The following is a 25,540-nucleotide window of genomic DNA, read 5'->3' on the forward strand; positions in this document are numbered from 1 at the left end:
CAGACACCAAGAGACGAAACCTATGTCCGAGTTCAAGTCCGATTTCCTCCGCACGCTGAAAGAGCGCGGCTTCATTCATCAGATCTCCGATGAAAGCGGCCTCGACGACCTGTTCGCCAAGGAAACCGTGACGGCCTATATCGGCTTCGATCCGACCGCGCCCAGCCTGCACGCCGGTTCGCTGATCCAGATCATGATGCTGCACTGGATGCAGAAGACCGGCCATCGCGCCATCTCGCTGATGGGCGGCGGCACCGGCATGGTCGGCGATCCCTCCTTCAAGGAAGAGGCGCGCCAGTTGATGACCGTCGATACGATCGAAGGCAACATCGCCTCGATCAAGCGCGTCTTCTCCAATTACCTGAACTACGGCGACGGCCCCAAGGACGCGCTGATGATCAACAATGCCGAATGGCTGCGCTCGCTGAACTACCTCGAATTCCTGCGCGATGTCGGCAAGCACTTTTCGGTCAACCGTATGCTGTCCTTCGACAGCGTCAAGACGCGTCTCGACCGCGAACAGTCGTTGTCCTTCCTGGAATTCAACTACATGATCCTCCAGGCCTACGATTTCGTCGAGCTTGCCAAGCGCTACGATTGCCGCCTGCAGATGGGCGGTTCGGACCAGTGGGGCAATATCGTCAACGGTATCGATCTCGGTCACCGCATGGGGACACAGCAGCTCTATGCGCTGACGTCGCCGCTGCTGACGACGTCGTCCGGCGCCAAGATGGGCAAGTCGGCGACCGGCGCTGTCTGGCTGAACGCCGACATGCTCTCGGCCTATGATTTCTGGCAGTACTGGCGCAACACCGAGGATGCCGACGTCTCGCGCTTCCTGAAGCTCTACACGACGCTGCCGATGGATGAAATCGCCCGTCTCTCCGCTCTTGGCGGTTCGGAGATCAACGAGGTCAAGAAGATCCTTGCGACCGAGGTAACGGCGATCCTGCACGGCCGCCAGGCCGCTGAACAGGCTGCCGAAACCGCGCGCAAGACCTTCGAGGAAGGTGGCCTCTCGGAAAATCTGCCGTCGGTCGACGTGCCCGCCTCCGAGCTCGACGCTGGCATCGGCCTGCTGTCGCTGATCGTTCGTGCCGGCCTTGCCTCATCGAACGGCGAAGCCCGCCGTCACGTCCAGGGCGGCGCCGTCCGCATTAACGACGAGGCCGTCAACGATGAACGCAAGATGATCGGCAGCGGTGAAATCACCACCGACGGCGTCATCAAGCTCTCGCTCGGCAAGAAGAAGCACATTCTGATCCGCCGCGCGGCGTAAGGGCCTCAATTCCGAACCAATATCGAAGCCGGCGTCCTCGCCGGCTTTTCCTCGCCTCGTTATTCGGATCGGCGAGCAAGATCATTCGGCTCCCCGCCGGTATTCCGCGTCATCTCGTCTGGTCTCTTAAGAAGATAGCCCGGCGGATCGACGCTTGAAGCCGGCTTCACCCGCGACCACCAGCTGATCGAGAAGATCGGCGGCGTCATCATCGCGTCCAGAGGAACCGTCAGGACGTGGTCGGAACGGATGACCGCCTCTTGCGATTTCAACCGCACGCTCTTTTCCGCAGAAAGCGACACACGACCATCATGGCGGCAGATGCAAAAGAAACTGTCCGGGCGCACTGCATGGCATCCTCCGACACTGCACCGGCCGTTGCCTGCTGACCGGGACAGTATAGTACATCAGATTTCCCTCAAATAGGCAAAGCGTCACTACCGAATTTGTCAGCCTGGGCGAATCGGTTTTGTCGAGGAGGAGCCCACGCACTTCTCTGCTGCAAAGCGCCACGACCCGCATAACGCATACTTTGTCGGAACCTTTTCCGCCCGCCGGGATTTGCGACCAGATTGGATTGGAGCCCCGGCATGATCAACGACCTCTGGTATAAGAACGCTGTCATCTACTGCCTGTCCGTCGAAACATTCATGGATGCGAACGGTGACGGCGTCGGTGATTTTCAGGGCCTGATGCGGCGCCTCGATTATCTTTCCGGCCTCGGCGTGACCGCGATCTGGCTCATGCCGTTCCAGGCGTCGCCCGGTCGCGACGACGGTTACGACGTTTCCGATTATTACAATGTCGACCCGCGCTATGGCTCGCTCGGCGATTTCGTCGAGTTCACCCACGGCGCCAAGCAACGCGGTATCCGGGTGCTGATCGACCTGGTGATCAATCATACATCCAGGGACCATCCCTGGTTCCAGGACGCAAGGAGCGATCCACGCTCGCGCTATCGCGACTGGTACGTCTGGTCGGATAAAAAACCTGATAATGCCGATCAGGGCATGGTCTTCCCGGGCGTCCAGAAGACGACCTGGACCTATGACGACAAGGCAAAGGCTTATTATTTTCACCGCTTCTACGATCATCAGCCCGATCTCAATACATCGAACCCCGAGGTGCAGGCGGAAATCCTCAAGATCATGGGCTTCTGGATCCAGCTCGGTGTCTCCGGCTTCAGGATGGATGCCGCCCCTTTCATCATCGCGACAAAAGGCGCCGACGTTACCAAGCCTGTCGAACAATTCGATATGCTGAGGAAATTTCGCGAATTCCTGCAGTGGCGCCTGGGCGATTCCATCATTTTGGCGGAGGCCAATATCCTGCCGAAGGACAATTTCGAATATTTCGGCGATGATGGCGACCGCATGCAGATGATGTTCAATTTCCAGGTCAATCAGGCGCTGTTTTACGCTTTCGCCAGCGCCGACACGCGGCCGCTCAAGAAGGCCATGGAGGCGACGAAACCGCGCCCGGCGACCGCGCAATGGGGCCTCTTCCTCCGCAACCATGATGAACTGGACCTCGGCCGGCTGACGGAAAAGCAGCGCAATGCGGTATTTGCCGCTTTCGGGGCCGACAAGAACATGCAGCTTTACGACAGGGGCATTCGTCGTCGCCTGGCGCCGATGCTCGGCGGCGACCACCGCAGGATCGAAATGGCCTACAGCCTGCTGTTTTCGCTGCCCGGAACGCCTGTCATACGCTACGGCGACGAAATCGGCATGGGCGACGATCTGTGCCTGCCCGAGCGAAATTGCGCACGCACGCCGATGCAGTGGTCGACCGAACCGGAGGGCGGATTCACCAAAAGTAAAAAGCCCATCTCGCCTGTCATCAAGGACGGCCCCTACGGCTTCCAGCATATCAACGTTGCCGAGCAGCGGCGTGACCCGAACTCGTTGCTGAACTGGACCGAGCGAATGATCCGGATGCGCAAGGAAGCTCCTGAGATCGGCTGGGGCGACTTTTCCGTGATCGACACCGGTGACGACGGCGTGCTGGCGCTTCGTTACGACTGGCGCGGCAATTCCGTATTGATCCTGCACAATCTGCATGCGCGGCCGGCGGAAGTGACTTTCGACGCCGACTTAGGCGAACACGGCCGACAACTCATTGATATCGCCGATGGCGAAAGCAGCAAGGCAGATGAAAAAGGATTTCATACCGTCATGCTCGACGCATACGGCTATCGCTGGTATCGCGTCGGCGGTCTCGATTATCTTCTGAGGCGAAAGGAGATTTAGCCCAGAGGAGATCACAGGCCGTCCATGGTCGGTTCCAGTCTTTCCCTTCTACTGGAACTCAAAAATCTGCCGGAAGACGCCCGGCGCGATGATCGACAGCGGGTTGATCTGCAGGTTCGGCTGGTCGAACTTGCCTGTCAGCTTGAAGGTGATGCCGATCAGGCCGCGGTCGCTGCCATTGCCGAGGATGACGCCGATCAGCGGCAGTTCGGCGAACAGGCGGTTGAGGCCGTAGGCGGGCATGAAGGTGCCGGTCATGTCCATGTTGCCCTTGCGGTCGCGCACGATGCCCTGGAAGGTTGCGCCGATCTGGTCGCCGCGCAGCACGCCGTTCTCGATGCCGACCATGCCATTGCGCGAGACGACACGGGCAAAGCCGCGTTGGAAGCGCTGCGACGAGGTATCGATGTCGCGCTTGACCGCCTCGTTGAGGCTGCGCTGCTCATTTCCGACCGGTGTCGAGACAATCGAGCGCAGGCGTTGTTCGTTGACGATCGCGAAGCGGCGCACGTCGAGCGAGCCGTCCCAGCCGCCCTCCGCCCCCAGCCGGATCGCCAGATTGAGCAGGCCGCCCTGCATGTGCTGGTAGAGATCGGCGAAACGCGATACCGCGCCGGCATCGCCGCTGGTGATGTTGATGACGCCGCCGTCCTTCATCTGGCTGACCACGGCCTCACCGCTGTCGGTAACGGCGGAAAAATTGAGCGCCTGCAGTTTGTCGCCGCGCAGTGATATTTGCGCCTGGAAATTGCCGACCTTCTCGTCGTTGAAGCCGATGACGTTCTTCAGCCTGGCGCGCACCGATACGCCGGTGTCGCCGGCATCCCCATCACCATCACCGTCCGAGCCGGATTTCAACCGCTGGATGACCGGCCGCGCATCGGCGCTGTCGCCGGAGACCGAGACGTCGAAATTGCCCTTGCTGCGCTTCACCGACAGGGCGAAATCGTCGAGCGAAGAGAGCTTGACGCTGTCGAAATCGGCTGAGATCAGCCCACCCTTGCCGATGTTCAACGATCCATTGGCGCCGAAACCGTCGCCCTTCAGCCGGAAGTTCTTGATCTGGGTATTGTCGGCCGGGCCTGACGTTTCGAATTCCGCCGTGGCGGCAATGCCGCTGCCCTTCGACCAGCCGATCCAGGGCAGTTCGAGCAGCGACTTGGTGAGGTCGAGCTGGACGTCCTGCCGGTCGTCGTCGATGCGGGTCAGCACCATCTTCACGCTGCCGCCGACGATGCCGGAAAGGCCGGGTATCAGCTTGTTGCGCTGGTCCTCGGAAAGGGTCGCAGTGATCACCCGTTGTTTGGCCGCTGTGTCGGATGCCTCGACCGGTTCGGTAAGATCGATATCGGCCGGGACGCCGTCGATCTGGGCCTTTGCGTCAAGCGTGATCCGTTTCGGGTTGCCGTTCAGCGTGCCGTCGAGATTGCTGATCATCCGGCCGGAAAACGGCTTGGCAAGATCGATATCGGTGAGCTTCATTGCCGCCGTCCATTCGGCCGGCGGCGGGTTTTGCGAAGAGAGCAGGCCGAAATGGGCCTTCACATTCGCCTCGATCCGGCCCTTGAGATCGTCGGGCGTAAAGCCGGCGCGCTGCAGCACCCGGATCGGCCGGTAGGTCAGAAGCTCGCCGACGGCGTCAGCCGCCCCGGAGACCGCGAGATCGATATCGGCCATCAGCGGTTTATCGTAGGTGGCGGGCAAGACGAACGTCCCCTGCCCGAGGCCGACCGACCGGCCGGAGGGGAAATAGGACGTACCGTTCTTGATCGCGATCGTCGCAACCGGGCCGGTCAGGTCGAAATGTGCTGACGTGTCGCGGATCGGCGGAATGTCGCCGGCGACGTTCATCCGCGCCTCCGCAATGTCGAAGCCGATGCGGATCTGGTTGGCGTCGAGCTTCAGGCCCCTGCCGCCGGCTGCCTCGTCCAACCTGCCGAAAGGAATGAAGACGGATATCGTGGCGTTGGTGACGGTGCCGCCGAAGAGATTTCCGTGCACCCAGGTGCGCACCTTGGGCGCCATCCAGAACGGCCAGAGCTGCTTGATCGCTGTCGTCTGCAGCTGCGCCGACTGGCCGGCGAAGCTGATCTCCGGCGATTTGTCGCCGAGCTTGACGTGGAGCGATCCGTAGAGCGCGCCGAGCGGGCTGGAAGCGGTTATGTTGGGAAACTGGAATTCGCGGCCGGCGACCATGTAGCGCCCGGTCGCCTGGATGTCGAAGGAGAGCGGCTGCTCGCCGGAGCCGGCGGGAGCTGCCGTGCCGCCGCTGACGAGCAGGTCGATGCCGAAGCCTTTGCCCGCCTGCGGGTCGAGTTTGTCGAGATCGATCAGCGCGCCATTGATGGGAAGCGTGGTCGCGCCGAACCGGGCGTTCGATCGGGCGATCTCGATCGTCTGCTTGGCGAAATCGTAGACGAGATTGATTTGCCCGCCCGACAGCTGCTGCGGATCGCCATCCGCATAGATCTGGCCGGGATCGATATCGATTGTCGCCGCAAGCGCCGGCTGCACGCCATCGCGCCCTCTGGTGGCCGACACGGTGAGGTCGGCAAAGGCGCTGAGCCCTTGCCGTATTGCGCCCTGATCGTTGCGTTTCAGCCCGAAGGGCGTGAGGTCGGCATGCTTCAGCGTCGCCACGACCTTGGACACGTGGCCATCTTGCTTCTCGGCCAGCACGTCGAGCTCCGCCACTTCGCCGTTAAGCGCGACTTCGCCGGTTAATTGCAGCGAGGACGGGCCGGCATGGGCAAAGACGAGATTGTCGATGACGAGCGACAGCGGACCGTTGGCGGTATCGGCAAGCTTGATATCGAGGCCGGAGATGCGCACCGAATTGGTCGAGCCGCGCGTCACGATGCTGTCGAACATGTCGAACTGCGAGAAGATCTTCTCCATCGCCGCTGGCATGGCGTCGATGCGCAGATCGTCGAGCTTGACGGCATTGCCGGAGGGCAGAAGCGCGGTATCGAGGGCGATATCCTCCGCTTCGATGTCCGCGACGGCGATGCGGCCGCGGAAAAGCTGCAGCGGATCGAGCCCCAGGCGCACCGAACCCGTCGTCGACAGGTGCTGGCCGCTCTCCTGGTCGATCATGTTGACGTTGCGCGCTTCCAGCGCCAGCCGGAAATCAGAGGTGAAGCGGATGACGGTGGAACCAACCTCGGCGCGGTAGCGCGGTCCGGCCACGCCATTCAGCGCCGCCTGCGCCTGCTGCGACAGCGGCTTGTCGAACATGCCGCTCTCGACGGTGAAAACGATGGCAGCGAGAATAACGAGGATCAGTCCCAGAAATCCTGAGGTCAGCTTCGCCGTGCGGCGCATCGACGAACGCGGCGGCGGGCAATGAACGATGATCGGATCCTCGGCCTGGGCGGACGGCAAGCGGTCCAGCGCAACGATATCCTTCTTGCGAAACGTGACCTTTTCGCCGCGGATGGCTGACATGCGCCCTTGGGCTCTCCCTTTAAGTGAAGAATTGAACCCGGCCATGCTGGACGGGTATCCGTCCACTATATAATTCGGGGAGAGAAAGTGTCATCCACAAACCCGGCAAAAGAAAGGTTTTCCCAATGGCGGTTCCCGGCATCGGCGTCTCGGCCCCTGATTTCAACCTTCCCCGCGACGGCGGCGGCCGCGTTTCGCTGGCCGAATTCCACGGTAAGCCGCTCGTATTGTTCTTCTATCCCAAGGACGACACCACGGGCTGCACCGCCGAATCACTGGCTTTCACGGCGTTAGCAGCCGAGTTCGAAGCGGCGGGTGCTGCCGTCATCGGCATGTCGCCCGATTCGGCCGCCTGCCATGACAAGTTCATCAAGAAGCACCGTCTTTCGGTGGCGCTCGCCTCGGACGAGGAAAAAACGACGCTGCAGGCCTATGGCGTCTGGAAGGAAAAGAGCATGTACGGCCGCAACTTCATGGGTGTCGAGCGTACCACCTTCCTGATCCGCCAGGACGGCACGATCGCCACCATCTGGCAGAAGGTGAAGGTGCAGGGCCATGCCGAAACCGTGCTCGAGGCCGTGAGGAACCTGGCGGCGTGACCGGGGATCTCACGATAACCTCGCTGCGCGGCGGCGCCATCGATGCGATCTCCTCCGCTGATCTTGACCGCAAGACGGCGCTTGCGCAGGAAAGCGCCACCCGCTGGTTCGCCCGCCGGGTGTCGCTGCGCTCGCCGCTTGATGCAGCCCTGCCCGACAGGCCCGGCCGTCCTGACAAACCGGTGCTGACGCCGCCGACCCAGGTGGAGAAGCGCTCGCTGCATACGCTCAAAGGCCGGATCGCGCTGCTGCACGCCATCGCCCATATCGAGCTCAACGCCGTCGATCTGGCGCTCGATATCGTCGCGCGATTCGCGACCGAGCAGGTGCCGAATTCCTTTTTCGACGGCTGGATGCAGGTCGCCTTCGAGGAGGCGAAGCATTTCCGCATGGTGCGCGCCAGGCTCAAGGATCTCGGCGCCGATTACGGCGATCTGCCCGCCCATGACGGTCTCTGGCAGGCCGCCCATGCGACGCGCAACGATCTGACGGCAAGGCTCGCCGTCGTGCCGCTGATTCTGGAAGCCCGCGGCCTCGACGTCACGCCGTCGCTGCAGGCGAAGATGCGCCAGACCGGCGATCTCGAAAGTGCAGCGGTGCTCGACGTCATCTACAATGACGAGAAAGGGCATGTCGCCGTCGGCGCCAAATGGTTCCGCTTTCTCTGCGCCCGCGAGAAGCGCGATCCGGCAAAGGCCTTCCAGGAGCTGGTGCGTGCCAATTTCCGCGGACCGCTGAAGCCGCCCTTCAACGACCTTGCCCGCGCCGAGGCCGGGCTGACGCCGTCCTTCTACCGCGCGCTTGCATCGATCAGCCACGCTTGAAGTCACTGAATTTATGACACGACGGCAGCAATGAAAGTATTCATTAACCATAACGGTGTCTAATTTCCGAAAGAGGCGTAGAGCATCAATCGGGAGAGCCTGCGTGAACAGCGGACATCAGCACCGGGTATTCGGCAGGCGGGCGCAGGAACATATCCTCATCCTCGCAAGCGGCGATAAAGTCCGCCATATGACGGTCCGGCCCTGGATGGCAGCACTTGCCTTCTGCTTCGTCGGCGTCTTCTCGATCGGCTACCTCCTGGCCACGTCCTATCTCGTGCTGCGCGACGACCTGATCGGCGCCACCATGGCCCGCCAGGCCCGCATGCAGCACGATTATGAAGACCGCATCGCCGCCCTCCGCGCCCAGGTCGACCGCATCACCTCCCGCCAGCTTCTCGATCAGCAGGTGGTGGAAGACAAGGTCGACAAGCTGATGGAGCAGCAGATGGCGCTGACCTCGCGCCATGGCAAACTCGACAATCTGCTCGACCGGGCCGAAAGCTCCGGCCTGACGGAAAAGGACGGCGCCCCGCCTGCGCCGTCTTCGCCCGTTCAGTCCTATGCACCCGATGTCAAGGACAAGCGCGCTTCGCTCTCCGGGACCGGCATCGAGGCGATCGAGAAACAGCTGGCGAGCGGTGCGCCCGCCGATGCGACGCCCGACAATTCGACGCTTGCCTATGTGCCGGCCACCGACACGGTCGGCGACCGTGCCGACCGCGTCTTTTCCAAGGTGACGCTGTCGCTGAAAGATGTCGAACAGGATCAGCGCAGCAGTGTCGAACAGTTGACGAGCGATGCCGGCAATGCCGCCAATGCCATCGAGACCGTGCTGACCCGCTTCAAGATTCCGATGCCCGAGACCGCTGCCAGGAAAGACGACGACGATGCCGTCGGCGGTCCTTATATCGAGCCTGAAAGCAACGACGACTTCAACAATTCGCTCGCAGCGCTCGACGGCGCACTGACGCGGCTCGAAGCGGTGCGCAGCACGGCCGAATCCCTGCCCTTCCGCAATCCCGCCATCGGCAAGGACGTGACCAGCCCTTTCGGCAATCGCCGCGATCCTTTTCTTGGCCGCCTCGCGCTCCATTCCGGCATCGACTTCCGTTTTTCGCCGGGCGAAAGGATCCGCCCGACGGCACCCGGCAAAGTGATCTCAGCCGGCTGGACCGGCGGCTACGGCAACTTGGTCGAGGTCGACCACGGCAACGGCATCTCAACGCGCTACGGGCATATGTCGGAGGTTCTGGTCAAGGTCGGCGACACGGTCGACCGCAACGACGTCATCGGCCTTGCCGGCAGCACCGGCCGCTCAACGGGCACGCACCTGCATTATGAAGTGCGCCAGGACGGCCATGCCGTCGATCCAGTATATTTCATGAATGCCGGCCTTAAACTCGCCACCTATATCAAGTAACTCCTGCCTGGTAACCAACGCTTCACTCTGCAATGGGTGCGGCGTCTCTATTTCTTGACTTGCCGGCCATTCGGGGCTATGTCGCGCTGCATTGCGGCATGCAATCCCGCCGACTCGTTCAGAGCGGCCGAACGGAACGGAAACAGTTTTCCCTTTGACGACATTTGCTGACCTTGGCTTGAGCCAAAAAGTGCTATCCGCTGTTACGGATGCGGGCTACACGATCCCCACGCCCATTCAGGCGGGCGCCATCCCGTTTGCGCTCGAGCGCCGCGATATTTGCGGCATCGCGCAGACCGGCACTGGCAAGACGGCATCCTTCGTGCTGCCGATGCTGTCGCTTCTCGAAAAGGGCCGTGCGCGTGCGCGCATGCCCCGCACGCTGATTCTCGAACCGACGCGCGAACTCGCTGCCCAGGTCGCCGAGAATTTCGAGAAATACGGCAAGAACCATCGCCTCAACGTTGCCCTTCTGATCGGCGGCGTTTCCTTCGAGGACCAGGACCGCAAGCTCGAGCGCGGCGCCGATGTGCTGATCTGCACCCCCGGCCGCCTGCTCGACCATTTCGAGCGCGGCAAGCTCCTGATGAGCGGCGTCGAGATCCTCGTCATCGACGAGGCCGACCGCATGCTCGACATGGGTTTCATCCCCGATATCGAACGCATCGCTAAGATGATCCCGTTCACCCGCCAGACGCTGTTCTTCTCGGCAACCATGCCGTCGGAGATCCAGAAGCTCGCCGACCGCTTCCTGCAGAATCCCGAACGTATCGAGGTCGCAAAGCCGGCTTCCGCCGCGGCAACCGTGACGCAGCGTTTCGTCGCCTCGCACGGCAAGGATTACGAAAAGCGCGCCGTCCTGCGCGAACTCGTCCGCGCCCAGACCGAACTCAAGAACGCCATCGTCTTCTGCAACCGCAAGAAGGATGTGGCCGATCTCTTCCGGTCGCTCGAGCGTCACGGCTTCTCGGTCGGCGCCCTGCATGGCGACATGGACCAGCGTTCCCGCACGATGACGCTGCAGAGCTTCCGTGACGGCAATCTCCAGCTTCTGGTCGCCTCCGACGTCGCCGCCCGCGGCCTCGATATCCCTGATGTCAGCCACGTCTTCAATTTCGACGTACCGATCCATTCCGAGGATTACGTCCACCGCATCGGCCGCACCGGCCGTGCCGGCCGCTCGGGTGCCGCCTTCACTCTCGTCACCAAGCGCGACACTAAATTCATCGATGCCATCGAGAAGCTAATCGGGGAAAAGGTCGAATGGCTGAGCGGTGACCTGACGTCGCTGCCGCCGCCGGCAGAAGACAGCCGGGAGAGCGAACGCCCGCGCCGCAACAGCCGCGAGCGTGGCGCCAGAGATGGCGCAACCCGAGATCGCGCGCCGAGAGAAAATGGCGACAGGGATCGTAGCCGCGGACGCGGCAGTCGCAGCGCTGCGAGTCATAAATCTGACAACGACATACAGGATAATGGCGTAGACGTGATTGAAGCAGCACCAGTAAAGGCCGACATCGTGAAGAACGAGCGCAAAGCAGAGCAGAAGCCGCAGAACAATGCGCGCAACAGTCGGCCTTACCCGGCAAACGACGACAGCCGCGACCGCCGCCGTCATCGCGACCACGACGACGGCCCAACCCCGGTCGGCTTCGGCGACGATATCCCGGCCTTCATGCTGATCGCCGGCAGCGCCAAGGTCTGATTTCCAATGGGCAGGCCCGGCATTGATTTTCCGGGTCTCGGCGTCGGCCTGGTGATTCTGCGCGACGCCAGGATCCTTCTCTACAAACGCATGCGATCACCGGAAGCCGGCTATTGGAATATCGTCGGCGGCAAGGTCGATCACATGGAGCCGGCAGAGACTGCCGCGCGCCGCGAGGCCGAGGAGGAAACCGGCCTGACGATCGGCCGCATCGAACGCCTCTGCATCAGCGAGCAGATCATAGATGCCGATCGCCAACACTGGATCTCTCTGCTCTATCTCGCTCACGACGTCGAGGGCGAGCCTCAACTGACCGAACCGGACAAGCTCTCGGATTTCGGCTGGTTTCCGCTGACGGATCTGCCCGAGCCGCTGTCGGCCTTCACCAAGGCGGCGATCGCAGCCTTGTCGACTGCTGAACGCTAGAGCATTTCCGCTTTTCTCCGAATCACGGAAATGCTCTATCTCTTTGTTTTCACGCAATTCCGGACGCAAAACCGCTACGCACTTTTGCTGGAATTGCTCTGCTATTCGGCGCGAAGCGACGCCTCATAGGCAAGCCTCACCCATTTCGCCATCAGATCGGGATCGTCGTAGGCCTCGTCGGGGATCGACCAATAGGGCATTTTTACCGGCTTGCCCTTCTTGCCCTCATAGGTCCATTGCGTGGCGCCGGCAGCGGCAAATTCCGGGGCGCTCGTCTCGTCGGCCTTCAGCAGCATCTCGTCGCGCACTTCAAGCGCAATGATCCGTCCGAGATGATAGATGCCTTTGCCGCCGAACATGCGCTTGATCGTGACGGGGCCGAGCCCCTGAAACATTTCCTCGATCCCGGCATTGTCCATTCTCTATTCCCTCGAAATCTCGATCGCTGCGGAAATCACAACGCGTGATAATCCCGATTCATATAGATGAGCGCCGGGTGTTTTTCGCTGAAGCGGACAGCCGCAACCTCGCCGAAGATGACATTGTGCGTCGGCATTTCCTTGATGTCGATCACCCGGCAATCGAAGGCGGCGAGCGCATCGGCCAGCACCGGCGCGCCGGTCACGAGCATCTCGAAACGGGCGCTGTCGAAACGGTCGTCATTGGCAAGCGACGTGCGCCCGGAAAAGGCGTCGGCGACGCTCTGATGATGAGCGCCGAGCGTGTTCAGCGCGAAGATGCCGCTGCGGAAGAAGATCTCGTTCTTCGGATTGGTGTTGTTGAGGCAGATCAGCACCGAGGCTGGATTGTCCGAGACCGAGCAGGCGGCGGTGATGGTGACGCCGCGGCGCAGTTCGCCCATCGCCGTCGTCACGAGTTGCACATGGCCGGCATACCGGCTCATGGCATCGCGATAAAGGCCGGGGTCGATATGCTGCCTGTTCAACACCTGCTTCTCCCGTATGCGTTTTATCCGGTTGGTCTTTGCTATCGCGCCAATATGGCGAGCATCGGTTACCTTTTCTACAATAGCACCGGTGAAAAGCGCTGCGTTGCGCTTGTTTTTCTTTGACGATCGCGGCCTTGCGGATAAAAGGGCATGGACGATGGCTAGGGATCTCCGCCTTTCATGATCAACCTGCGTGGCATAGCAGCTTTTCTGGCGCTGCTGGGAGCGGCGGCTGAAAGCAATGCGGCCGGCGTGATGATCGGTGTCGTCGCCCCTCAGAACGGACCGCTCGCCCTCCTCGGCGCCCAGATTGCCGCCGGCGCCGGTTTCGAGATCCAGCAGTCCGGAAATACCCTCGTCGCCATCAACGAGACCTGCGAGGAGAATAGTGGTGCCGCGGTCGCCGATGCGCTTGTCAATGCCAAGGTGCAGGTGGCGGTCGGCTTTCTCTGCAGTGAGACGCTGGAAGGCGCGCTGCCGAAGCTGAAGGACGCCAATATTCCGGCGATCACCGTCTCCGTGCGCTCCCGCATCCTGATGGAGGATGCGCTGAAGAACGGCTGGCCGCTCTTCCGGGCGGCGCCCGCCGACGGCGCCGAGGCGGCAAAGGTCATCGAGGTGATCCTGAAAGACTGGGCCGCCGATCCGATCGCCCTGATCGAGGACGGCACCATCCATGGCCGCGAATTGACGGAAGCGGTCCGCAATGCGCTGGAGCAGAACGGCCTTAAGCCGGTCTTTACCGACACCTACCGGCCGGGACAGGAGCAGCAGATTGCCCTCGTCCGCCGCCTGAAACGTGCCGGCGCCACCAGGGTCTTCATCGGCGGCGACCGCAACGACGTCGCCGTCATCTCCCGCGACGCCAAGGCCGAGAACATCCCGCTGTCCATCCTCGGCGGCGATGCCATGCGCGCCGCCAATCAGCCGCTGCCGCTCGCAGATGGCGTGCGCGCCGTCGCCCTGCCCGAATACGCCCTACTGCCGGAAAGCGCAGCGACAGCCGATGCGCTGCGCGCCAAAGGCGTCGAGCCGGAAGGTTATGTCCTGCCGTCGCTGGCCGCAGCCCTCATTGCCGGCCAGGCGGGGCAAGCCGCCGCCGCGGCGGGCAAGCCCCTCCAGGAGATGCTTCTCGGCACGACATTCCAGACGCCGGTCGGCACTATTGCCTTCACCGGTGCGCATGAACTTTCGCAAAACCCCTACCGTCTGCTCGAATGGCGGGGCAACGGCTTTTTTCCACCTGCCGCGCCGACGCAATGAACGGCGCGCCAGCCTTGAATTCAGGCCCCGCGCTCTGGCGGCCCATACGGAGTAAGATTTGATGACGCTGCCCATTCGCATTGCCCCCTCGATCCTCGCAGCGGATTTTGCCAGGCTCGGCGAGGAGGTGCGCGACGTGACGGCCGCCGGCGCCGACTGGATCCATCTCGACGTAATGGACGGCCATTTCGTGCCGAACATCTCCTTCGGCCCGGATGTCATCAAGTCGCTGCGCTCCTATACATCAGCCACCTTCGACTGCCACCTGATGATCTCGCCGGTCGACGACTATCTCGAAGCCTTCGCCAAGGCCGGCTGCGACCGTATCACCGTCCATGCCGAAGCCGGACCGCATCTGCACCGCTCGCTGCAGACCGTCCGTAATCTCGGCAAGAAGGTCGGCGTGACGATCAATCCGGCGACGCCGCTTACCGCCATCGAGAACGTGCTCGACGATGTCGATCTCATTCTGATCATGTCGGTCAATCCCGGCTTTGGCGGGCAGAAGTTCATTCCGGCCATGGCGAAGAAGATCGCGGCGGCGAAGTCACTGATCGGCGACCGGCCGATCGAGCTCGAGGTCGACGGCGGCGTCACGGTGGAAACGGCGCCTGATATCGCGCGGGCGGGCGGCAACGTCCTCGTCGCCGGCTCGGCAATTTTCAAGGGCGATACGGTCGAGGATTACCGCCGGACAGTCGCCGATCTGCGTCAGGCAGCCGAAGGGGCACGAACATGAACAAACGTCTGATTATTGGTGGCATGCTTGCCGTCGCATTTGCCGGCCTGCCCGGCCTGTCACTTGCCGGCGATATCGCCAATATCCAGCCGATCGGTTTTTCCGCCGACGGCAAGGTTTTCGGATTTCAGGAGTTCGGCATCGAGGAGAGCGGCAACCTTCCCTACTCCAACACCTATTTCATCGATACCGAAGACGGCCACTATCTCGAGGGCACGCCCTTTCATACCGAGCTGACCGACAAGGACGCCAATCTTTCCAAGGCGCGGCGGCAGAACCTGACGGCGGCGCGCAGCCAGATGGACAAATACGATCTGCTGACCAATCCCGGCCTGATCGCCGCCTTCAATCCGCCGACCGAACTCGGCTCGCCCTCGAAGACGCTTCGCTACACGACGCTTGCAACCGACGGTCCGCCGAAAGCGCCTTATACGCTCTCGCTCGGCGAGATGCCGGTGCCGACGCCGAAGGATTGCGCTGCGGTCGACAAGCGGGTCATCGGCTTCAGCCTGCAGATGATCGAGAAGGAAGGCGCTCCGAACCGGCAGGCGGCGCGCCAGGCGACCGCGGTTCCCGCCGAGCGCGTGTGTTCCGTCGAATACCGGATCGGCGGCGCCGTGGTCTATCAGCCGGAAGGCGGAAACCAGGTTCACATCGCCCTCGTTCTGGCCTTCGATGCGGACAGGAACGGACGCTGGATTGCCGTTCCGGTTCATCCCTGAGCATGGATCGCCCGAGGACGGATCACCCGAGGACGGATCGCCCCAGGATGGATCGTCTAAGAGCTGCACGGCCGCCCTACCCCGACCTGATCGCCGGCGCATTGCTTTGGGGAATGCAGATGCTTGCCGCTGCCATGCTCGGCCTTTACCTGCGCAACGGCCTGCAGACGAGCCGCCTTGCCGAGATCGCCGCACTTTATTTCGCCGGCGGCCTGTTCGCCTGGCCGTTCGCCCTGCCGGTTGCCCGCTTCCTCGCCTTTGACAGACCGCTGGAAACACGTTTTGCTGCTTTTTTCGTGACGCTGACAGCGGCCACGATCCTGATGACCGCCTTCCTCTTCGCCATGGAATACCGGATGTTCTATTCGCGCTGGCATGCGCCCTTCGGCAGTATCGTCTGGGCGTTCCAGTTCGTCTTCACCAGCATCAGCGCCGTCTATCAGTTCCTGGTGATCGGCCTGCGCCTCTTCCTGCCGCTCGGCCTCGTCTGTCTTGTCGCAAGCAGCTATCATCTTGCCAAACGCATGCGTTGAGATTGCCGCCCTTCTTTGCTACAGGGGCGCTAACCTCGATAAAGCAAACCTCTTGAAGTGAAGGCAGCCGCCCATGATCCCGCGTTATTCCCGGCCCGAAATGGTCGCCATCTGGTCTCCCGAAACCAAGTTCCGCATCTGGTTCGAGATCGAGGCGCATGCCTGCGACGCGCTGGCCGAACTCGGCGTCATCCCGAAATCGGCGGCAAAGACGATCTGGGAGAAAGGCGGCGCCGCCACCTTCGACGTCGACCGCATCGATGAGATCGAGGCCGTCACCAAGCATGACGTCATCGCCTTCCTCACCCATCTCGCCGAGATCGTCGGCCCGGATGCGCGCTTCGTCCACCAGGGCATGACCTCGTCCGACGTGCTCGACACCTGCTTCAACGTACAGCTGGTCCGCGCCACCGACATCCTGCTTGCCGATATCGACCGCCTGCTCGCAGCGCTGAAAACCCGCGCCTTTGAACACAAGGACACCGTCACCATCGGCCGTTCGCACGGCATCCATGCCGAGCCCACCACCTTCGGCGTCAAGCTGGCGCTCGCCTATGCCGAATTCGAGCGCTGCCGCCAACGCCTCGTCGCCGCCCGCGAGGAAGTCGCGACCTGCGCCATATCGGGGGCCGTCGGCACCTTCGCCAATATCGATCCGCGCGTCGAGGAACATGTCGCCGAGGCGCTTGGCCTGAAGGCCGAGCCGGTGTCGACGCAGGTCATCCCGCGCGACCGCCACGCCATGTATTTCGCCACCCTCGGCGTCGTCGCCTCGTCGATCGAGCGCCTGGCAACCGAGATCCGCCACCTGCAGCGCACCGAGGTACTGGAAGCCGAGGAATATTTCTCGCCCGGCCAGAAGGGCTCCTCGGCCATGCCGCACAAGCGCAACCCGGTTCTGACCGAAAACCTGACTGGCCTTGCCCGCATGGTCCGCTCCTACGCCATGCCGGCGATGGAAAACGTCGCCCTCTGGCATGAACGCGATATTTCGCATTCCTCGGTCGAGCGCATGATCGGCCCCGATGCCACCGTGACGCTCGATTTCGCCCTGTCGCGGCTTGCCGGCGTCATCGAAAAGCTGCTGGTCTATCCCGAGAACATGGAAAAGAACCTCAACAAATTCCGCGGCCTCGTCCATTCGCAGCGTGTCCTGCTGGCGTTGACCCAGGCGGGCACCTCTCGCGAGGACGCCTACCGCCTCGTCCAGCGCAACGCTATGAAGGTCTGGGAACAGGGCAAAGATTTTCTCGAAGAGCTGCTTGCAGACGCCGAAGTCCGTGCTGCGCTTTCCGAAGAGGATATTCGGGAGAAGTTCGACCTTGGCTATCATACCAAGCATGTCGATACGATCTTCCGGCGGGTTTTTGGCGAGGCCTGAGCGGACCTGCAATCGACGATATAGCGGCGCCCTTGCAGGCGCCGTTTTTCCGCCGGCATACTTCCCCGTCGAGAATCTATCGGACGGCTTCTTTCCTTAGTCGCAGCCTGATCATAACTGGGAAGTAGATGCATGAGACAAGGATAGAAGGCAGAGAAATGATTAGGAAAAAAGCTAACAAGGTCAGCCTATGAATACTTCCGCCTGACAACAATAAGAAAGCCGCAGCAATCAGCAACAAAGTTACTGTAAAAATGTTAGACGACCAAAGAAATGGCCGCGAATTAATTTCGCTGTATTTCACACAATAAAAAATGAATAATATAAAAATGATTGGTAGCGAAACAATAAACTTTGGAATAAACGCGATAAAGCCGATATCGTCGAAGAAAAATGGCAAATGGCCTACCGTCATTCCTATGAAATAAGCCTGAAAGAACAGCTCGACCTGCGGCTCTCTAAGAAAGAGTCGTTCATTTTCCCCTGCCGAGTTGGATTTAATGAACTGAATATAAGTGCCGATTGTATTTCATAGTTTAGCTTTTCTCAAGCGGCCGTTATTTCTGCTTCGGCGCTTTGGCGGCAACAGAGCGTTTCCGCGCCTCCGCCTTTTTCGACGGCGCCGCATTTGCCGCTTCGGTTGACTCCGATACTCTGCAAGCCTCCGTCTCACCCCTGCCTTTGGCGGCCTTGGCGACCAGCTGGTTGAGGTGCTTCAGCTCTTCCTCGTCGAGATTTTCGATGCCGATGAAGCGGTTTTCGGCATGGCTGGTCAGGATGATTTCATTGAGCTTCGCCTGGATCGCCCGCGTGTCGCGCGTCTGGGCGTTCTGCAGCACGAAGACCATCAGGAAGGTGATGATCGTCGTGCCCGTATTGATGATCAGCTGCCATGTTTCCGAATAGTCGAAAAAGGGGCCGAGCGAGGCCCAGATGACGACAACCGTCAGCGCCAGGATGAAAGCAACGGGTTTGCCCGCCCATTCCGATGTCTTGGTTGCGAAGCGGGCAAACAGATGCTTCATCGTCACCTCTGAAAACCTCCCTCGAAGTCTCTGGAGCATGATGTCGGCGACGTCATGCTCCGCGCTAAACAAACTCCGAGGCAGGTTCGAGGTTCCCGGGGTATCTCAGATTCCCCCAGGGATCCCAGATTCCCCCGGGGCCGGGATTCCCCGCAGAAAGGGCTGTGGTTACGCTGTGGCTTCCCGCGCAATCAGCTTGCGATAGAGATGCCAGGTCGCATGGCCGAGGATCGGGATGACGAGTGCAAGCCCGGCAAAGATCGGGATCGTGCCGATCACGAGCATCGCGGCGACAATCAGGCCCCAGAGCAGCACCGGCACCGGATTGAGAATCGTCGCGCGGATCGACGCCGTGACGGCGGCCACCGCCCCGACATCGCGGTCGAGCAGTAGCGGAAAGGTGATGACGGTTATCGCCAGCACGACGAGCGCAAAGACGAAGCCGATGAGGTTGCCCCAGATGATCAGCTGCATGCCCTCCGACGTGCCGAAGACCTGGCGGAAGAAATCCCCCATGCTGCGCGGAAAGACCTCGCCGAGCAGATTGCTGTAGAGCGTCTGCGCCGTCACCAGCCAGACGATGAAGAGGCCGCAGAGCATCAAGCCGACCGCGACGATCGACGGCAGCGCCGGCGAATGGCGCACGTCGAGCGCATGCGTCCAGGACGCGTCGAGGCCAGCCTCGCGCCGGCGGCTGATCTCATAGAGGCCAATCGCTGCGATCGGGCCGATCAGCACGAAACCCGCCATCAGCGGGAAGACCATCGGCAAAAGGTTGGCGCCCGAGGTCCACAACGTCAGGAAAACGCCGGCGATCGGGTACATCAGGCACAGAAACACATAGTGGGACGGTTTCTCCATGAAATCGTCGTATCCGCGCTTCAGCGCGTCGAAGACGTCGGCGATACCGATGCGATTGACGACGGGCCGCGCTAAGCTTTCGCTTGCACCCGTCATGACGTGAAATGCCGCCATGGCTTTCTCCTCCTCAGCCGAGACCTGATCGGCGGCGGACAGCATCGGCGGGCAAGCCGATACGAAATCCGCAACCGGCACTGGAGGAATATAGCAACTTTCAGGGCCCGTGTCGCTCCCTCCCTTGACACCCCCTCTTGACATCTTGGACCAGCTTTCTCACATCGGCGGCATCATGAAAGCCTCAGACGCAGATATCCTCATCATCCCCGGTTACACCAATTCCGGCCCGAGCCACTGGCAGAGCCGCTGGGAGGCAAAGCTCAGCACGGCGCGGCGCGTCGAACAGGCCGAATGGACGAAGCCGGTCCGCGAGGACTGGATCGCCCGCATCGCCGAGGAGGTGAACGCTTCGACCCGCCCGGTCGTTCTCATCGCCCATTCGCTGGGCGTGCCCTCGGTGATCCATGCCATCCCGCATTTCCGCAACCGGGTGGCGGGCGCTTTCCTCGTCGCCCCGCCCGATGTCGCCAATCCCGATATCCGCCCGAAGCACCTGATGACCTTCGGCCCCTATCCACGCGATCCGCTGCCCTTCCCGTCGATCACCGTGGCCAGCCGCAACGATCCGTTCGGCAGCTACGAACATGCCGATGATGTTGCCAGCAGCTGGGGCTCCTTCCTCGTCGATGCCGGCGAGGCCGGCCACATCAATGCCGATTCCGGTCATGGCCCCTGGCCCGAAGGCACCATGGTCTTTGCCCAGTTCCTCGGCCGGCTCTCCGCTGATTGAGGAAAACCCGCATTCTCGCTTGTTGAGCAGGTGCTTTCTAAGTCTTTCTTAATGGAATGACAGCAGACTGCGCCGAGGTGAGATAAGCGAGAATGCCCGTGAAGAAAGCCCATCCAGAGGCCGGCGATGCGCATGGCGATGCAGCAGCGGCCGAGACAGGCATCAGCAATGGGGCAGCAACCGACGATTCCGACCTGGCCGAGCGCGAAAGCCGCTGGAATTATGCGCTGGTCGGCTCTGGCCTCGGCGTATGGGATCACAATTACCGTCTCGACCGAAAATATTATTCGCCGACGTGGAAGACCATCCGCGGCATGGCGCCCGAGGAGGAAGCCGACGGCGATTACCAGGCCTGGCTGCAGCTTGTTCACCCAGACGATCGCGATTTCGTTGTCCATGCGATCGACCGGCAGAATGCCGGCGATCCCAATTACCGGATCTTCGAATATCGCGAGCGCCACAAGGACGGCCACTGGGTCTGGATCGAGTGCCGCGGCGCCTGCGTCGAATGGGACGAGAACGGCGTGCCGACGCGCATCGTCGGCACGGACACGGATATTACTGCCCGGAAGCAGGCCGAAGAGACGCTGTCGCGTTTGTCGCGCCGCCTGGATCTGGCGTTAGAGATCTCCCGCATCGGCGTATTTGAAGCCGATATCGAGCACGATACCGTCGAATGGGACGACCGCCTCATCGCCATTTACGGGCTGCAGGGCGCCTCGCGCCAGATCGCCGGCGACGCCTGGGCGAAAAGTCTGCATCCCGATGACCGCGAGCGCGTGCTCGGCCTGGCCGACCGCAGCGTCGAAAGCGGCCGCGATTTCCAGCAGGAATATCGCATCATCCGCGGCGACGGCGCCGAACGCGTGATCCGCGCCCGCTCGGCCTTCTTCGTCGACGGCAACGGCCACCGCAAACTCATCGGCGCCAACTGGGACGTCACCGAAGAAGTCGCGCTCCGCAACGAACTGCAGCGCGCCAAGGATCTGGCCGAGGCGCGCAACCGCGAGCTCGAAGCCACCAAGGAGAGCATCGAGCACCTGGCACTACACGATTACCTCACCGGGCTGCCGAACCGCCGCTATCTCGACAAGATGCTGGATGAGCGCTCGGCCGAATGCCGGGCCAAGGGCCTGGCGCTAGCGATCCTCCATATCGATCTCGACCGTTTCAAGCAGATCAACGACACGCTCGGCCACCGAGCCGGCGACGCCATGCTGCAGCATGCCGCAAGCGTGCTGAGAACGTCCGTCCGCGCCGTCGATTTCGTCGCCCGCATCGGCGGCGACGAATTCGTCATCCTCTGCATTGTCGATCCCGCATCGAAGAAGATCGCCGGCCTTGCCGAGCGTGTCATCCGCGAATTGCGCAAACCCGTCAGATATGAGGGACACGACTGCCGTTTCGGCGCCAGCATCGGCATCGCCATCGACAGCGGACCGAAGCTCGACGCCAAGCAGATGCTGCTCGACGCCGATATCGCCCTTTATCGTGCCAAGGGTCTGGGCCGCAACCGCTTCGAATTCTTCTCGGCCGCTGCTCGCCGCGACATCATCTCCGCCAAGCACCTTGCCGACGAGATCCTGATCGGCCTCGAACGCAATGAATTCGTGCCCTTCTATCAGCTGCAGTTTGATGCCCGCACGCTCGATATTGCAGGCGTCGAAACACTGGCCCGCTGGCAGCATCCGGTGCACGGGCTGCTGACGCCCGACCGCTTCCTCGACATCGCCGAGGATCTCGACGTCGTCTCGACCATCGACGCCCTCATCCTGGAGCGCGCCATTGCCGACCGGAAGGTGTGGCTGAAGGACGGGCTGCCGATCCCGAAGATATCGGTCAACGTCTCCGCCAGACGGCTCGCAGATCCAGATCTGGGCAAGAAGCTCCGCGCCTTGAAGATCGAGCCCGGCACCTTCTCCTTCGAGCTGCTGGAATCGATCTCGCTCGACGATTGCGACGAGGCGGTGGCCGCCAACCTGAAAAAGCTGCGCAAGCTCGGCATCGACATCCAGATCGACGATTTCGGCACCGGCCATGCCTCGATCGTCAGCCTGTTGCGCTTGAGCCCGAAGACGCTGAAGATCGACCGCGAGCTGATCCGCATGCTGCCGCAATCGGCCGAGCAGCGCAAACTCGTCGGCTCGATCATCGATATCGGCCGCTCGCTGAACATCCTCGTCATCGCCGAGGGCGTCGAGACGGCGGAGCATATCCGCATACTCGAAGAACTCGACTGTGACACGCTGCAGGGCTACGCACTTGCCCGGCCGATGCCGGCCATGCAGATCCCCTCCTTCATTCGTTCCGGAAGCTGGCGGCACGGGCAAATCGCCGCTCGCGCCTTGCAGGCGCAGCTTCGTCGCGCGCTGCCAAGCAGAGCTGCCAAATAAAAACCTGCATAAGCGGCCCGCCATTTCGCCTTCATTCCACCGTAGAGGAAAAGGCGCTAAACTCCTCTTGCGAATTCATTCGATTCTCTTGGCGGTATTCCGTAAAATTGGAAACCAGGGCCACAGAATCTTGAAACCGGGGAAGGAGCGTCAGGCGGATTGTGAAACCCTCTCTTTTCCTTTAAGGGGACGCCACGAGATCGATCCACTCGCGCTATCCCAAGAGCGCCAACAATAGAGAATGACCACGATGAACCGTCGCCGCCGTATCTACGAGGGCAAGGCAAAGATTCTGTATGAGGGCCCGGAACCGGGCACTTTGATCCAGTTCTTCAAGGACGATGCCACTGCCTTCAACAAGAAAAAACACGAAGTCATCGATGGCAAGGGCGTCCTCAACAACCGCATCTGCGAATATATCTTCAGCCATCTGAACAAGATCGGCATCCCTACTCATTTCATCCGCCGGCTCAACATGCGCGAGCAGTTGATCAAGGAAGTGGAGATGATCCCGCTGGAGATCGTCGTGCGCAATGTCGCCGCCGGTTCTCTCGCCAAGCGCCTCGGCATCGACGAAGGCGTCGTGCTGCCGCGCTCGATCATCGAATTCTATTACAAGTCCGACGCGCTCGACGATCCGATGGTCTCCGAAGAGCACATCACCGCCTTCGGTTGGGCAAACCCTGCCGAACTCGATGACATCATGGCGCTTGCCATTCGCGTCAACGACTTCATGACCGGCCTCTTCCTTGGCGTCGGCATCCAGCTCGTCGATTTCAAGATCGAATGCGGCCGCCTCTTCGAAGGCGATATGATGCGCATCATCCTCGCCGACGAAATCTCGCCGGACAGCTGCCGGCTCTGGGATATCGAAACCCACGAGAAGATGGACAAGGACCGCTTCCGCCGCGATCTCGGCGGATTGCTCGAAGCCTATTCCGAAGTCGCGCGCCGTCTCGGCATCATCAATGAAAACGAGCCTGTGCGCGGCACCGGCCCGGTTCTCGTCAAGTAAGGCAGGAAAGACAAAGTGATCAAGGCTCGTGTCACCGTCACGCTGAAAAACGGCGTTCTCGATCCGCAGGGCAAGGCTATCGAGGGTGCGCTCAGTGCCCTCGGCTTCTCGGGCGTCGGCCATGTAAGACAAGGCAAGGTCTTCGACCTGGAGCTTGATGGCGCCGACAAGGGCAAGGCTGAGGCCGACCTCAAGGCCATGTGCGAAAAACTACTCGCCAACACGGTGATCGAGAACTACGCAATCGCGATCGACTGAACATTGCGAAATTGGCAATGCCCGAAGCACATCGAAACACTGTCGCCGCTTCGGGAACTGGCACAAACACAAGCAAGGTTTGAACAGCACCCATGAAATCAGCCGTCGTTCAACTTCCGGGCCTCAACCGCGACCGCGACATGATCGCCGCCTTGACCAAAATCTCCGGCCAGGCACCGGTAACGATCTGGCAGACGGAAACCGAGATCCCCGATGTCGATCTGATCGTCATCCCGGGCGGTTTTTCCTATGGTGATTATCTGCGCTGCGGCGCGATCGCCGCCCGCATGCCGGTCATGCAGGCGATCATCGACAAGGCTGCAAAGGGCGTGAAAGTCCTCGGCGTCTGCAACGGCTTCCAGATCCTCGTCGAGGCCGGCCTGCTGCCCGGCGCGCTGATGCGCAATTCCTCGCTGAAATTCGTCTGCCGCGAGATCAAGCTCGAAGTTGTCAATGCCGAGACGGATTTCACCCGCGCCTATGCGCAGGGCCAGGTCATTCGCTGCCCGGTCGCCCATCATGACGGCAATTATTTCGCCGACGATGCGACGCTGGCTGCGATCGAAGGCAAAGGCCAGGTGGTGTTCCGTTATGCCGAAGGCACCAATCCGAACGGCTCGATCAACGATATCGCCGCCGTCATGAACGAAAAGGGCAACGTGCTCGGCATGATGCCGCATCCCGAGAACCTGATCGAGGCCGCCCATGGCGGTTCGGACGGCCGCGGCCTCTTCGCCTCGGCGCTCGACGTCATCGCCGCCTGAACCCGCACGTCGCCCAAGCGCGCGTAGCGGTCTTGGGCAACGGGATGCACACGAAAATCCTTCTGTTCGGATCTGGAGCAATCGATGCGCCCTCGCCTCTCCGTCGCAAACGCCGCCCTGTTGACCGCTCTCGCAGCCATGGTGGCAGCCTGCCAGACGCCGGCGCCGACAGGCCCGAACCGCGCCGCGCTGCCGACGATGGAGCGCGTGGCCCTCGGCGCCAATGCCTGTTGGTTCAAATCGGGCGATCCGGCCTTTGCAGCCTACAAGCTCGCGCCGGAGCTCAATTCCTTCTCCGGCCGTCCGCGCATCCTGCTCGTCCATAAGGGCAGCCCGGAAAGTCGGCCGCTGCTCGTCGTGCAGGCCGAGGGAAGTCCGTCGCGCCTGCAGGCCTTCGGCCCGATGATGCAGGAACCGGTCGCCGGCCGCATCACCGCCGACGTCAATCGCTGGTCCGGCGGCAACAAGGCCTGCAGCTGATCCCGGCGATGACAGCGTTACGCGTCTTTTCAGACGCGCGAACAGCGCTGTAACTCTTTGAGTTCTGCATAATCAGTCCCAGAAAAACGACTTGCCGACTTCGCGCGCGGCATCGGACTGCGACACACCGATATCCTTGAGTTCGGTCGCCGTCAGGCCTCTCAGCGCGCGCCGGCCTTCCCGCTTCTGATGCCAGAGAAGAATGGCACCCCAGATTCGGCCCAAACGCGGCGTCACTTCGGCGGGCGTGTCGCGGAGGATGATTTGTCTCCTGTCATCACAAGAGACAATCGGTACAATCGGCATTTTGATCTCAGGCAAGGCAGACATTCCAAGAATCCTCTCGATTTGCCATTGG

Annotated in this window: 24 protein-coding genes and 1 pseudogene; 18 read left to right on the forward strand and 7 right to left on the reverse strand. The window is 61.4% G+C overall.

The window, feature by feature from the left end:
* Positions 1-22 precede the first annotated feature (22 nt).
* Positions 23-1,279, forward strand: a complete 1,257-nt coding sequence (gene tyrS / locus BS630_RS16465) for a tyrosine--tRNA ligase (RefSeq protein ID WP_077978260.1) — start codon at positions 23-25, stop codon at positions 1,277-1,279.
* Positions 1,280-1,338: 59 nt separating this feature from the next.
* Here the strand turns inward: tyrS and BS630_RS16470 are convergent.
* Positions 1,339-1,631, reverse strand: a pseudogene (locus tag BS630_RS16470) (hypothetical protein).
* Between the two features lie 238 nt (positions 1,632-1,869).
* Here BS630_RS16470 and BS630_RS16475 point away from each other — a divergent pair.
* Positions 1,870-3,531 (forward strand): alpha-amylase family protein, encoded by a 1,662-nt coding sequence (locus BS630_RS16475; RefSeq protein WP_077978261.1) that lies wholly within the window; start codon positions 1,870-1,872, stop codon positions 3,529-3,531.
* A gap of 48 nt (positions 3,532-3,579) precedes the next feature.
* Here the strand turns inward: BS630_RS16475 and BS630_RS16480 are convergent, their stop codons facing one another.
* A complete protein-coding gene (locus BS630_RS16480) occupies positions 3,580-6,978 on the reverse strand; it encodes a YhdP family protein (RefSeq protein ID WP_077978262.1) in 3,399 nt (1,132 codons plus the stop codon).
* Between the two features lie 125 nt (positions 6,979-7,103).
* On the opposite strand from BS630_RS16480, the gene BS630_RS16485 reads away from it, so the two are divergent.
* The 5 genes from BS630_RS16485 (at position 7,104) to BS630_RS16505 (ending at position 11,952) form a co-directional block, all read left to right on the forward strand.
* The gene (locus tag BS630_RS16485; protein ID WP_012757610.1) at positions 7,104-7,577 is read left to right on the forward strand and encodes a peroxiredoxin; all 474 of its coding nucleotides are present in this window, start codon (positions 7,104-7,106) and stop codon (positions 7,575-7,577) included.
* On the forward strand, positions 7,574-8,401 hold the full coding sequence (locus BS630_RS16490) for a ferritin-like domain-containing protein (RefSeq protein ID WP_077978263.1): 828 nt from the start codon (positions 7,574-7,576) through the stop codon (positions 8,399-8,401). The genes BS630_RS16485 and BS630_RS16490 overlap by 4 nt, the downstream gene beginning before the upstream one ends.
* Positions 8,402-8,504: 103 nt before the next feature.
* Entirely contained in the window at positions 8,505-9,824 is a 1,320-nt protein-coding gene (locus BS630_RS16495; RefSeq protein ID WP_077978264.1) for a peptidoglycan DD-metalloendopeptidase family protein, read from the forward strand.
* 154 nt (positions 9,825-9,978) lie between these two features.
* Entirely contained in the window at positions 9,979-11,526 is a 1,548-nt protein-coding gene (locus BS630_RS16500) for a DEAD/DEAH box helicase (RefSeq protein WP_077978265.1), read from the forward strand.
* A gap of 6 nt (positions 11,527-11,532) precedes the next feature.
* Entirely contained in the window at positions 11,533-11,952 is a 420-nt protein-coding gene (locus BS630_RS16505; RefSeq protein ID WP_077978266.1) for an NUDIX domain-containing protein, read from the forward strand.
* A gap of 101 nt (positions 11,953-12,053) precedes the next feature.
* Here the strand turns inward: BS630_RS16505 and BS630_RS16510 are convergent, their stop codons facing one another.
* Both BS630_RS16510 and BS630_RS16515 read right to left on the reverse strand, forming a co-directional pair.
* Positions 12,054-12,371 carry a TfoX/Sxy family protein gene (locus tag BS630_RS16510; protein WP_017964468.1) on the reverse strand — a complete coding sequence of 106 codons (318 nt, stop codon included), beginning with the start codon at positions 12,369-12,371 and terminating at the stop codon, positions 12,054-12,056.
* 35 nt (positions 12,372-12,406) lie between these two features.
* A complete protein-coding gene (locus BS630_RS16515) occupies positions 12,407-12,901 on the reverse strand; it encodes a flavin reductase (RefSeq protein WP_020050115.1) in 495 nt (164 codons plus the stop codon).
* 180 nt (positions 12,902-13,081) lie between these two features.
* Here BS630_RS16515 and BS630_RS16520 point away from each other — a divergent pair, with 180 nt between their 5' ends.
* The 5 genes from BS630_RS16520 to purB all read left to right on the forward strand — a co-directional run bounded on the left by BS630_RS16520 (position 13,082) and on the right by purB (position 17,539).
* Positions 13,082-14,164: a branched-chain amino acid ABC transporter substrate-binding protein gene (locus tag BS630_RS16520; protein WP_077978267.1), complete on the forward strand. Its 1,083-nt coding sequence runs from the start codon at positions 13,082-13,084 to the stop codon at positions 14,162-14,164.
* A gap of 61 nt (positions 14,165-14,225) precedes the next feature.
* Positions 14,226-14,903 carry a ribulose-phosphate 3-epimerase gene (rpe, locus tag BS630_RS16525; protein ID WP_077978268.1) on the forward strand — a complete coding sequence of 226 codons (678 nt, stop codon included), beginning with the start codon at positions 14,226-14,228 and terminating at the stop codon, positions 14,901-14,903.
* Positions 14,900-15,625: a DUF2259 domain-containing protein gene (locus BS630_RS16530; protein WP_077978269.1), complete on the forward strand. Its 726-nt coding sequence runs from the start codon at positions 14,900-14,902 to the stop codon at positions 15,623-15,625. The genes rpe and BS630_RS16530 overlap by 4 nt, the downstream gene beginning before the upstream one ends.
* Before the next feature lie 47 nt (positions 15,626-15,672).
* Positions 15,673-16,158 carry a hypothetical protein gene (locus BS630_RS16535; protein WP_027667533.1) on the forward strand — a complete coding sequence of 162 codons (486 nt, stop codon included), beginning with the start codon at positions 15,673-15,675 and terminating at the stop codon, positions 16,156-16,158.
* Between the two features lie 73 nt (positions 16,159-16,231).
* Positions 16,232-17,539 carry an adenylosuccinate lyase gene (gene purB, locus BS630_RS16540; protein WP_077978270.1) on the forward strand — a complete coding sequence of 436 codons (1,308 nt, stop codon included), beginning with the start codon at positions 16,232-16,234 and terminating at the stop codon, positions 17,537-17,539.
* A gap of 557 nt (positions 17,540-18,096) precedes the next feature.
* Here the strand turns inward: purB and BS630_RS16550 are convergent.
* Together BS630_RS16550 and BS630_RS16555 are read right to left on the reverse strand one after the other, a co-directional pair.
* A complete protein-coding gene (locus tag BS630_RS16550) occupies positions 18,097-18,564 on the reverse strand; it encodes a low affinity iron permease family protein (RefSeq protein WP_077978272.1) in 468 nt (155 codons plus the stop codon).
* Between the two features lie 168 nt (positions 18,565-18,732).
* Positions 18,733-19,539 (reverse strand): DUF2189 domain-containing protein, encoded by an 807-nt coding sequence (locus BS630_RS16555; protein WP_077979196.1) that lies wholly within the window; start codon positions 19,537-19,539, stop codon positions 18,733-18,735.
* A 175-nt stretch (positions 19,540-19,714) separates the two neighbouring features.
* On the opposite strand from BS630_RS16555, the gene BS630_RS16560 reads away from it, so the two are divergent.
* From BS630_RS16560 to BS630_RS16585, 6 genes are all read left to right on the forward strand, one after another.
* Positions 19,715-20,272, forward strand: coding sequence for an RBBP9/YdeN family alpha/beta hydrolase (locus BS630_RS16560; RefSeq protein WP_077979197.1), 558 nt, complete (start codon positions 19,715-19,717; stop codon positions 20,270-20,272).
* Between the two features lie 92 nt (positions 20,273-20,364).
* Complete coding sequence (locus BS630_RS16565) at positions 20,365-22,665, forward strand: putative bifunctional diguanylate cyclase/phosphodiesterase (protein ID WP_077978273.1); 2,301 nt, start codon at positions 20,365-20,367, stop codon at positions 22,663-22,665.
* 250 nt (positions 22,666-22,915) lie between these two features.
* The gene (purC, locus tag BS630_RS16570; protein ID WP_003540062.1) at positions 22,916-23,680 is read left to right on the forward strand and encodes a phosphoribosylaminoimidazolesuccinocarboxamide synthase; all 765 of its coding nucleotides are present in this window, start codon (positions 22,916-22,918) and stop codon (positions 23,678-23,680) included.
* A 15-nt stretch (positions 23,681-23,695) separates the two neighbouring features.
* On the forward strand, positions 23,696-23,938 hold the full coding sequence (gene purS, locus BS630_RS16575) for a phosphoribosylformylglycinamidine synthase subunit PurS (protein WP_077978274.1): 243 nt from the start codon (positions 23,696-23,698) through the stop codon (positions 23,936-23,938).
* 92 nt (positions 23,939-24,030) lie between these two features.
* Positions 24,031-24,702, forward strand: coding sequence for a phosphoribosylformylglycinamidine synthase subunit PurQ (purQ, locus tag BS630_RS16580; protein WP_077978275.1), 672 nt, complete (start codon positions 24,031-24,033; stop codon positions 24,700-24,702).
* Between the two features lie 84 nt (positions 24,703-24,786).
* Entirely contained in the window at positions 24,787-25,182 is a 396-nt protein-coding gene (locus BS630_RS16585) for a hypothetical protein (protein ID WP_077978276.1), read from the forward strand.
* Between the two features lie 72 nt (positions 25,183-25,254).
* On the opposite strand, the gene BS630_RS16590 is transcribed toward BS630_RS16585, so the two are convergent.
* Positions 25,255-25,512 (reverse strand): DUF1127 domain-containing protein, encoded by a 258-nt coding sequence (locus BS630_RS16590; protein WP_077978277.1) that lies wholly within the window; start codon positions 25,510-25,512, stop codon positions 25,255-25,257.
* Positions 25,513-25,540: the final 28 nt, after the last annotated feature.

Origin of the sequence: Rhizobium laguerreae (assembly GCF_002008165.1) — a bacterium.
GTDB classification, from domain to species: Bacteria; Pseudomonadota; Alphaproteobacteria; order Rhizobiales; family Rhizobiaceae; genus Rhizobium; species Rhizobium laguerreae.

Bases quoted from the DNA above. Each gene is read 5' to 3' on its own strand.
- tyrS (WP_077978260.1), top strand. From the start codon at position 23: ATGTCCGAGTTCAAGTCCGATTTCCTCCGCACGCTGAAAGAGCGCGGC.
- BS630_RS16475 (WP_077978261.1), top strand. From the start codon at position 1,870: ATGATCAACGACCTCTGGTATAAGAACGCTGTCATCTACTGCCTGTCC.
- BS630_RS16480 (WP_077978262.1), bottom strand. From the start codon at position 6,978: ATGTCAGCCATCCGCGGCGAAAAGGTCACGTTTCGCAAGAAGGATATC.
- BS630_RS16485 (WP_012757610.1), top strand. From the start codon at position 7,104: ATGGCGGTTCCCGGCATCGGCGTCTCGGCCCCTGATTTCAACCTTCCC.
- BS630_RS16505 (WP_077978266.1), top strand. From the start codon at position 11,533: ATGGGCAGGCCCGGCATTGATTTTCCGGGTCTCGGCGTCGGCCTGGTG.
- BS630_RS16510 (WP_017964468.1), bottom strand. From the start codon at position 12,371: ATGGACAATGCCGGGATCGAGGAAATGTTTCAGGGGCTCGGCCCCGTC.
- BS630_RS16520 (WP_077978267.1), top strand. From the start codon at position 13,082: ATGATCAACCTGCGTGGCATAGCAGCTTTTCTGGCGCTGCTGGGAGCG.
- rpe (WP_077978268.1), top strand. From the start codon at position 14,226: ATGACGCTGCCCATTCGCATTGCCCCCTCGATCCTCGCAGCGGATTTT.
- BS630_RS16530 (WP_077978269.1), top strand. From the start codon at position 14,900: ATGAACAAACGTCTGATTATTGGTGGCATGCTTGCCGTCGCATTTGCC.
- BS630_RS16535 (WP_027667533.1), top strand. From the start codon at position 15,673: ATGGATCGTCTAAGAGCTGCACGGCCGCCCTACCCCGACCTGATCGCC.
- purB (WP_077978270.1), top strand. From the start codon at position 16,232: ATGATCCCGCGTTATTCCCGGCCCGAAATGGTCGCCATCTGGTCTCCC.
- BS630_RS16550 (WP_077978272.1), bottom strand. From the start codon at position 18,564: ATGAAGCATCTGTTTGCCCGCTTCGCAACCAAGACATCGGAATGGGCG.
- BS630_RS16555 (WP_077979196.1), bottom strand. From the start codon at position 19,539: ATGGCGGCATTTCACGTCATGACGGGTGCAAGCGAAAGCTTAGCGCGG.
- BS630_RS16560 (WP_077979197.1), top strand. From the start codon at position 19,715: ATGAAAGCCTCAGACGCAGATATCCTCATCATCCCCGGTTACACCAAT.
- BS630_RS16565 (WP_077978273.1), top strand. From the start codon at position 20,365: ATGCCCGTGAAGAAAGCCCATCCAGAGGCCGGCGATGCGCATGGCGAT.
- purC (WP_003540062.1), top strand. From the start codon at position 22,916: ATGAACCGTCGCCGCCGTATCTACGAGGGCAAGGCAAAGATTCTGTAT.
- purQ (WP_077978275.1), top strand. From the start codon at position 24,031: ATGAAATCAGCCGTCGTTCAACTTCCGGGCCTCAACCGCGACCGCGAC.
- BS630_RS16585 (WP_077978276.1), top strand. From the start codon at position 24,787: ATGCGCCCTCGCCTCTCCGTCGCAAACGCCGCCCTGTTGACCGCTCTC.
- BS630_RS16590 (WP_077978277.1), bottom strand. From the start codon at position 25,512: ATGTCTGCCTTGCCTGAGATCAAAATGCCGATTGTACCGATTGTCTCT.